Source organism: Paenibacillus sp. 01T422, assembly GCF_056398785.1.
Map to the genome: position 1 here is coordinate 1 of NZ_JBFTQB010000626.1, position 3,907 is coordinate 3,907.

Below are 3,907 nucleotides of genomic sequence, written 5' to 3' on the forward strand. Positions count from 1 at the left end.
ATATCTACTTAATGTACATATCTTATAGCGTAGTAACAAATCACCAGAGGGGAATGAGTAAACATGGGAGCAGTAGGTTATGGTGGAAGTTGTGCAGGTTACGGTTCTAGTGCAGCAGCTATTTTGGTTCTCTTTATTCTTTTGGTAATCATCACATCCGCATTTGTATGGTAATTTCTTAGTCCAACACAATAAACAACAAGAAAAAACGGCCACGCAATAATATGCGGGGTCGTTTTTCTTGTTGTTCAAATCATAAAAAGTTAACCTCGCAGCAAAACGCCAAACACACCTGCTATTTCCTCCTTCAAAAACGGTTTTGCTCCTAGGTCCAAGACCAAGAGCCGCTTACGATTCCGTTCCAAAACCTGTAAAGCGGACTTCAGAACAACCGTTTTTAAAGTCACTTCACATGAAGGAATTTCAAAAATTAAAGGTAACTGTTCGACTAGATGTACTGATGATACCTCCAATACTTTCGATGCGAGGCAAGCCAGTTGGTTTTGTGCCGCCATCAAAGCTTGTTGCAAAACATCTCGCAATGCCAAGGTCATATTCAAACCTGTACAGCCATACCAACGATCATTTGTACCAACCCACATCACAGGGAACCCGGATACTTCCTCTCCTACACCAATCATTGGCGCTCCCATCATCGTCGTCAAAGCCTGCAAGTAAAACTGGCAGTGTTTATCTTCTATTGTAGACAACTGTACTCGAATGACAGATGGCAATTGAAGTGCCTGTCGCTTGTTCAGTACCTCAGCCAAACTCCTTTGTAGTCCTCGGCCAATGCCTTCTGCAACTGTTTCTCCTGCTCCAACGCCAATAAATTCTTGCTGACCTATCCTCATGCATTCTGATTCCCGCAAGGATGGAAGCGTCGAGACGAGCAGACCGGCCATTCGAGATACATACGCTTCAATCCCGGTCAGCCCCGCTTCCCGCCTCGCTCCCTCATGCGTCAAATCTGCACAAATAATGTCTGTCAGAAGCCTAGCTGGCCCTTCCGATAGCGGATCGACTGCCTGAACACGACATTGAGAGAGCGGTAACTGCTTTAAATCTCCCTCCTCCCAAAGATGAAAAACCCCTGATTCAGCAGATGTCAATCTTTTAAAGTATGTAAGCAATCCATTCTCCGTTTTGCTTGATCTCCGTTCGAGCTGTTGATCAAAATCATAAATCCACTCAGCTGCGGTATATCCGGAGACAAGTGGATGAGGCATGAACGAATGCCATTTCCCTTCCAATGTCTCCAGATTAAGAAGGAAGAATTGATTACTTTGTTCCGCATCGTTCGCTTCCGTCATCTTTTTTAATAATTGAAACACGATCACATTCGCTAATATTGCTCCCGCAGTAGAAGAAAAGGTGTGCAACTGAGGGTCTTTATAAATCGCAGATTCGTGAATGCTGCGAAACGCAGACTCCCAGCATCCCTCAGAGTCGGGATGCACAAGGGGACCCGCGAGACCCACTTGATGTAGACACACTGCTGGAAGAAACACCTTCCTCTCCTCCCTGCAAATGGCGTGAAGCATTCGCAGCTCCTCGATATCTCCTACCTGTGACACATACAAAATTGAATCAAACGGCCTCACTGCCTCTCGCCAACTACTCATCCCTTCCGTCTGTAGGGTAACTTCCTCTATTGTTGCCTCTGGGTCTGTTTTACGAGTATGAGCCAACAGTTTAAACATCCGTTGCTGATCAGTCGGCTCAGAGCCAGTGACTAGCACATGAACATGGGGCATTCCGGATACAAACAGCGCAGAAATGAGTGAAATCAAAAATGGACCAGAGCCGACCGCCAATATTTTGGTCTGACGATAGGGGTGAAAACGATTGATATTTGTCATTTTATTCTCCCTTCGTAATTCCCGCTCTTTCCCAACTCTTCTCAAGTAATAGTATGTATGGCTATTTGTCCCTCATGTCTTATACCGAGTAGGTCCATCCACAATTGGATATACATAGTAAGCAAATGTAAGCACATTGTCCAATACGCGCATATAATAGTGATCACACAGATATAATGAAATCATCTTAAATATAGGGCTATAAGGGCAAATTGCTGTGAGATGAGGTAAACTGCATGAAAGCTATCCTATCATCTGTCGGGGAAGGTTTATTAGCCRATTACGTATGCGGGGAACTATTGGACCGTTATGAGGTCGTTCGACAGTCAGATTTCACTTCTGAAATACCGAAAGCGGCAAAATTGGTAGTGGTACTGCATGATGACTGGCCTTCTTCCGGATACTTCGAGGCTGAAGAGGTTCTACAACAGGTCGGTATCCCGTGGTTGCGAGGCTTTCTTTCAATGGATGAGGGCATAGTCGGCCCACTCGTTCGTCCGCGCACGCCAGGATGCTCCCAATGTGCGGATAATCGACGTTTCACGGCGTCGCCAGGCGACTTGCAACGTGTAAAATCTTCGCCTTCAGGAATTTGGCATACAGCTCACTTGCTAATTGCAGAGATAGAGCGAGTGATGCAGGGCAGCCGAGCCCTTACAGAGGAGCATATGTATATCGTTAACCTGGAAACTCTGAATAGCTCGCTCCATTTCTTCCTGCCTGACCCGCTCTGTGAGGTGTGCGGCAGCTTGCCCGACGATTCATCGGCGGCATCCAAGATTTCGCTCAAGCCGAGACCGAAGCTAAGCGCCGACAGTTACCGCAGCCGTCCAATAGACGACCTTAAACCACATTTGGCCAAGGATTATATGGATTCCCGGACAGGCATTTTTAATGCCAAGATGCTAGACCTTGTGTCGCCGTTTGCCGGCGTAGGGGTCAATCTGCCATCATTTCTGATGGGAGATGAGGTAACGGGAGGTCGCAGCTTTTCTTATGTAGAAAGCGAAGTGACCGCGATCTTGGAAGGATTGGAGCGACACTGCGGTATAACCCCCCGTGGCAAACGTACCGTAATCTACGACAGCTTCAACCATATTGCTGATCAAGCGCTTGACCCCTCCAAGGTTGGGTTATATTCAAATGAACAGTACGCGCAGCCAGATTTCACGTACGAACCGTTTGATCCCGACCTCCCGATCGAATGGGTATGGGGCTATTCGCTAGTGCGGAAGTGTCCGATTCTTATTCCAGAAAGTCTCGCCTATTACAGCTCGGGGTTCGGAAGTGGCTTTGTCCAGGAAGGCTCCAACGGGTGTGCGCTAGGCGGAAGTTTGGAGGAAGCCGTCTTACATGGGATTTTGGAAGTGACAGAGCGCGACTCGTTCCTGATGACCTGGTACGCGCAGTTGCCTATCCCTTGCCTGGACCCCTATTCCGCTAACGATAAGGAACTGCTGCTCATGCTCGAAAGGATGCGCGCAGTAGCTGGATACGATGTGAAATTGTTTAACATGACGACGGAGAATGGGATTCCGAGCATTTGGGCACTCGCGAAAAGCATCAGAACCGGGAAGATGAATCTTATCTGTGCGGCGGGAGCTCACTTGGATCCCGTACGGGCCGCGAAAAGCGCCGTTCACGAGTTGGCCGGTAGGCTAGTCTTCCTGCAAGAGAGATTTGAGGCGGGTCTGGAACACTATAAGCAAATGCTAGACGATCCGTTTCTCGTATTGCAAATGGAGGATCATGCCATGCTGTATGGATTGCCACAAGCAGAGGAGCGGCTGCAATTTTTGCTGGACGGACAACGCCCGCTTAGAACGTTTGACGAGGAGTTCAAGCGTAAAGCAAGTCATGCGGATCTGACCGATGATCTGAAGGACATTATCAAGGTGTTTCGCCGCTTGAACCTCGATGTGATTGCAGTGGATCAGTCGTCGCTGGAAACGCTGCGAAACGGGCTGCATTGCGTAAAAGTTCTGATTCCGGGCATGCTGCCGATGACGTTCGGACAACATTTGCAACGCTTGACGGGTCTGAAG

The 3,907-nt window shown here is 48.1% G+C and carries 3 protein-coding genes; 2 read left to right on the forward strand and 1 reads right to left on the reverse strand.

The genetic code is table 11. The features are described from left to right. Positions 1–63 precede the first annotated feature (63 nt). A complete protein-coding gene (locus AC1DUA_RS27560; protein ID WP_079412559.1) occupies positions 64–174 on the forward strand; it encodes a YjcZ family sporulation protein in 111 nt (36 codons plus the stop codon). A gap of 89 nt (positions 175–263) precedes the next feature. Here AC1DUA_RS27560 and AC1DUA_RS27565 read toward each other — a convergent pair whose 3' ends face one another. Further along, positions 264–1,862, reverse strand: a complete 1,599-nt coding sequence (locus tag AC1DUA_RS27565; protein ID WP_477502806.1) for a bacteriocin maturation protein — start codon at positions 1,860–1,862, stop codon at positions 264–266. 236 nt (positions 1,863–2,098) lie between these two features. On the opposite strand from AC1DUA_RS27565, the gene AC1DUA_RS27570 reads away from it, so the two are divergent. Continuing rightward, positions 2,099–3,907 (forward strand): TOMM precursor leader peptide-binding protein (locus AC1DUA_RS27570; protein WP_477502807.1); only part of this gene is annotated, 1,809 nt, incomplete at its 3' end.